4 protein-coding genes are annotated in these 3,611 nt (G+C 58.7%); all 4 read left to right on the forward strand.

Annotation, left to right across the window (positions count from 1 at the left end; translation table 11 throughout):
* Positions 1-1,078: ribosome rescue GTPase HflX (gene hflX / locus ACIP66_RS28300; protein WP_400652546.1), on the forward strand; the 1,078-nt coding region annotated here is incomplete at its 5' end.
* A 96-nt stretch (positions 1,079-1,174) separates the two neighbouring features.
* Positions 1,175-2,347 carry an FtsH protease activity modulator HflK gene (gene hflK, locus ACIP66_RS28305; protein WP_053116773.1) on the forward strand — a complete coding sequence of 391 codons (1,173 nt, stop codon included), beginning with the start codon at positions 1,175-1,177 and terminating at the stop codon, positions 2,345-2,347.
* Positions 2,347-3,216, forward strand: coding sequence for a protease modulator HflC (hflC, locus tag ACIP66_RS28310; RefSeq protein ID WP_400652549.1), 870 nt, complete (start codon positions 2,347-2,349; stop codon positions 3,214-3,216). Before hflK ends, hflC begins: the two co-directional genes overlap by 1 nt.
* A 313-nt stretch (positions 3,217-3,529) precedes the next feature.
* Positions 3,530-3,611, forward strand: an 82-nt coding sequence (locus ACIP66_RS28315; protein WP_400652551.1) for a hypothetical protein, incomplete at its 3' end; no start/stop codon positions are given.

A 3,611-nucleotide genomic window follows, 5' to 3' on the forward strand; every position in this document is an offset into this window, starting at 1 on the left:
AGCCGATCTGGTGATCTTCAATCACATCCTCACGCCCAGTCAGGAACGTAACCTCGAACGTGTTTTCGAGTGTCGCGTGATCGACCGTACCGGCGTGTTTCTCGATATTTTCGCCCAACGCGCCCGTACCCATGAAGGCAAGCTCCAGGTCGAACTGGCCCAGCTTGACCACATGAGCACCCGCCTGGTTCGTGGCTGGACTCACCTTGAGCGTCAAGGTGGCGGTATCGGCATGCGTGGCCCGGGTGAAACCCAACTCGAAACCGACCGCCGTTTGCTGCGGGTTCGCCTGCGCCAGATCAAGGGCCGGCTCGAGAAGGTGCGCAGCCAGCGCGAGCAGTCGCGTCGCGGCCGTTCCCGCGCGGATATCCCGACCGTTTCTCTGGTGGGATATACCAACGCCGGCAAATCCACACTCTTCAACAACGTGACGAAATCCGACGTCTACGCGGCCGACCAATTGTTCGCCACGCTGGATCCGACCCTGCGCCGTCTCGACATTGACGACCTGGGGCCGATTGTTCTGGCGGACACGGTGGGCTTCATTCGTCACTTGCCGCACAAGCTGGTTGAAGCATTTCGGTCTACCCTCGAAGAGTCGAGCAACTCCGATCTGCTGTTGCACGTGATCGATGCAGCAGAACCGGATCGCATGTTGCAGATCGAGCAGGTGATGGTGGTGCTGGGCGAGATTGGTGCCCAGGACTTGCCGATCCTCGAGGTCTATAACAAACTCGATTTGCTTGAAGGCGTTGAGCCACAAATCCAGCGCGACGAAAACGGCAAGCCCCAGCGGGTCTGGCTTTCGGCGCGTGATGGCAGTGGTCTGGAATTGCTTGAACAAGCCATCGCCGAATTGCTCGGCAGTGATTTGTTTGTCGGTACCCTGCGCTTGCCGCAACGATTCGCCCGACTGCGTGCGCAGTTTTTCGAACTTGGTGCGGTACAGAAAGAAGAACACGACGAAGAAGGCATCAGTTTGCTGGCCGTTCGTTTGCCCCGGGTCGAGCTGAATCGACTGGTAAGCCGCGAAGGATTGCAGCCGATGGAATTCATCGAGCAACACACTTTGCAATAAAAGCCTGAAGAAGCGGTTGTGCCGTGACGGCAGGCATTCTGTAGCATTGGTCGGCGCGCCGTGGGTGCGTCTTTGCTTTATCAGATGGAGAGCGCTATGGCTTGGAATGAGCCGGGTGGCAACTCGAATAATCAGGATCCTTGGGGTGGCAAACGCCGCAATAACGGCGACCGCAAGGGGCCACCAGATCTCGACGAGGCCTTCCGAAAGCTGCAGGAAAGCCTGAACGGGTTGTTCGGTGGTGGTAAAAAACGCGGTGATGACGGCGGGGGTTCCGGCAAAAGCCGTGGCGGCTTCGGCGGTCTGATCGGCATCGTCCTCGTCGTGCTGGCGGCTATCTGGCTGTACAGCGCGGTCTATGTGGTCGACGAGCAGGAGCAGGCCGTGGTGCTGCGCTTCGGCAAGTACTACGAGACTGTTGGCCCGGGCCTGAACATCTACCTGCCGCCGATCGACAAGAAGTACATGGAAAACGTAACGCGTGAGCGTGCGTACACCAAGCAGGGCCAGATGCTCACCGAAGACGAGAACATCGTCGAAGTGCCGCTGACCGTGCAGTACAAGATCAGCAACCTGCAGGACTTCGTGCTGAACGTCGATCAGCCGGAAATCAGCCTGCAACATGCGACCGACAGCGCCCTGCGCCACGTGGTGGGTTCGACCGCCATGGATCAGGTGCTGACCGAAGGTCGTGAATTGATGGCCAGCGAAATCAAGGAGCGTCTGCAACGCTTCCTCGATACTTACCGCACCGGTATCACTGTGACTCAGGTCAACGTACAGAACGCGGCAGCCCCGCGTGAAGTGCAGGAAGCCTTCGATGACGTGATCCGCGCCCGTGAAGACGAGCAGCGTTCGCGCAACCAGGCTGAAACCTACGCCAACGGCGTCGTGCCGGAAGCCCGTGGTCAGGCCCAGCGCATCATCGAAGATGCCAACGGTTACCGTGACGAAACGGTCTCGCGTGCCAAGGGTGAGGCGGATCGCTTCACCAAACTGGTCGCCGAGTATCGCAAGGCACCTGAAGTCACCCGCGAGCGTCTGTACCTGGACACCATGCAGGAAGTCTTCAGCAACACCAGCAAGGTACTCGTGACCGGTAACAAAAACGGCCAGAGCAACCTGTTGTACCTGCCGTTGGACAAAATGATTCAGAACAGCTCGGGCAGCAATGCGCCGGTCACCGGTTCGGCCGCTGCCAGCAACAACACGGATGCCGCGCCGCACGTCACTGACCTGCCGCAGACGCGCACAAGGGAGACCCGCTGATGAGCAATAAATCGCTGATCGCCCTGATCGTTGGCGTCGTTGTGCTACTGGTGGGCTGGAACTGCTTCTACATCGTGGCTCAGACCGAGCGTGCGGTGATGCTGCAATTCGGTCGCGTGGTTCAGGCTGATGTTCAGCCGGGCCTGCATGTGAAGGTGCCTTACGTTAACCAGGTGCGTAAATTCGACGCACGTCTGATGACGCTGGATGCACCGACACAGCGCTTCCTGACCCTGGAAAAGAAAGCTGTCATGGTCGATGCCTACGCCAAGTGGCGCGTGAAAGATGCCGAGCGCTTCTACACCGCAACTTCCGGCCTCAAGCAAATCGCCGACGAGCGTCTGTCCCGTCGTCTCGAATCCGGTCTGCGTGACCAGTTCGGTAAGCGCACCCTGCACGAAGTAGTGTCGGGTGAGCGTGATGCGCTGATGGCTGACATCACCGCATCGCTGAACTCGATGGCAGAAAAAGAGCTGGGTATCGAAGTCATCGATGTCCGGGTCAAGACCATCGATCTGCCGAAAGAAGTAAACCGCAGCGTGTTCGAACGTATGAGCACCGAGCGTGAGCGTGAGGCTCGCGAGCACCGCGCCAAGGGTAACGAGCTTGCAGAAGGCATCCGTGCCGACGCCGATCGTCAACGCCGCGTGTTGCTGGCAGAAGCCTATCGTGAATCCGAAGAGGTTCGCGGTGACGGTGATGCTCAGGCCGCTGCGATCTACTCCAAGGCCTACGGTCAGGATCAGGAGTTCTACGGTTTCTACCGTAGCCTGCGCGCCTACCGTGAAAGCTTCGCGAACAAATCCGACGTACTGGTCCTCGACCCAAGCAGCGACTTCTTCCGTTACCTGGAAAAGTCCAAGCCTTGATACGACGTTGACCTGAATCATTCCGCCCGGCGGCTAAAACCTCGGGCGGGGTGATCCTTTCGGAAAACGTGTGTATGATGCGGCAGCCGGGAAATTCCCGGCTTTTTTGCGTCTGCACGTTTGATTGCTGTTTTTTGTTGCAGGCATCGGGTTGAATGGCCCGACAGTTTTTCGAGGAAAGTGATGGGCGAAGCCGCTGACAGGCCTTTCGCTGCGTCGTTCATGCGCGTGCGTTTTGAACGGACTGATCATTTTCTGCTTCACTCAAGGCTCGCCCTCGTGCTGGCCGCCCGGATCAAAGGGGAATGGCGTAATGGCAACGGTAGACCGCTGGCTGCTGCCAGAGGGCATCGAAGAAGTACTGCCACCGGAGGCGGCGCGCATTGAAGTCGCGC

The sequence above is a fragment of the Pseudomonas sp. NPDC088429 genome (assembly GCF_044753305.1).
GTDB lineage: Bacteria > Pseudomonadota > Gammaproteobacteria > Pseudomonadales > Pseudomonadaceae > Aquipseudomonas > Aquipseudomonas rustica.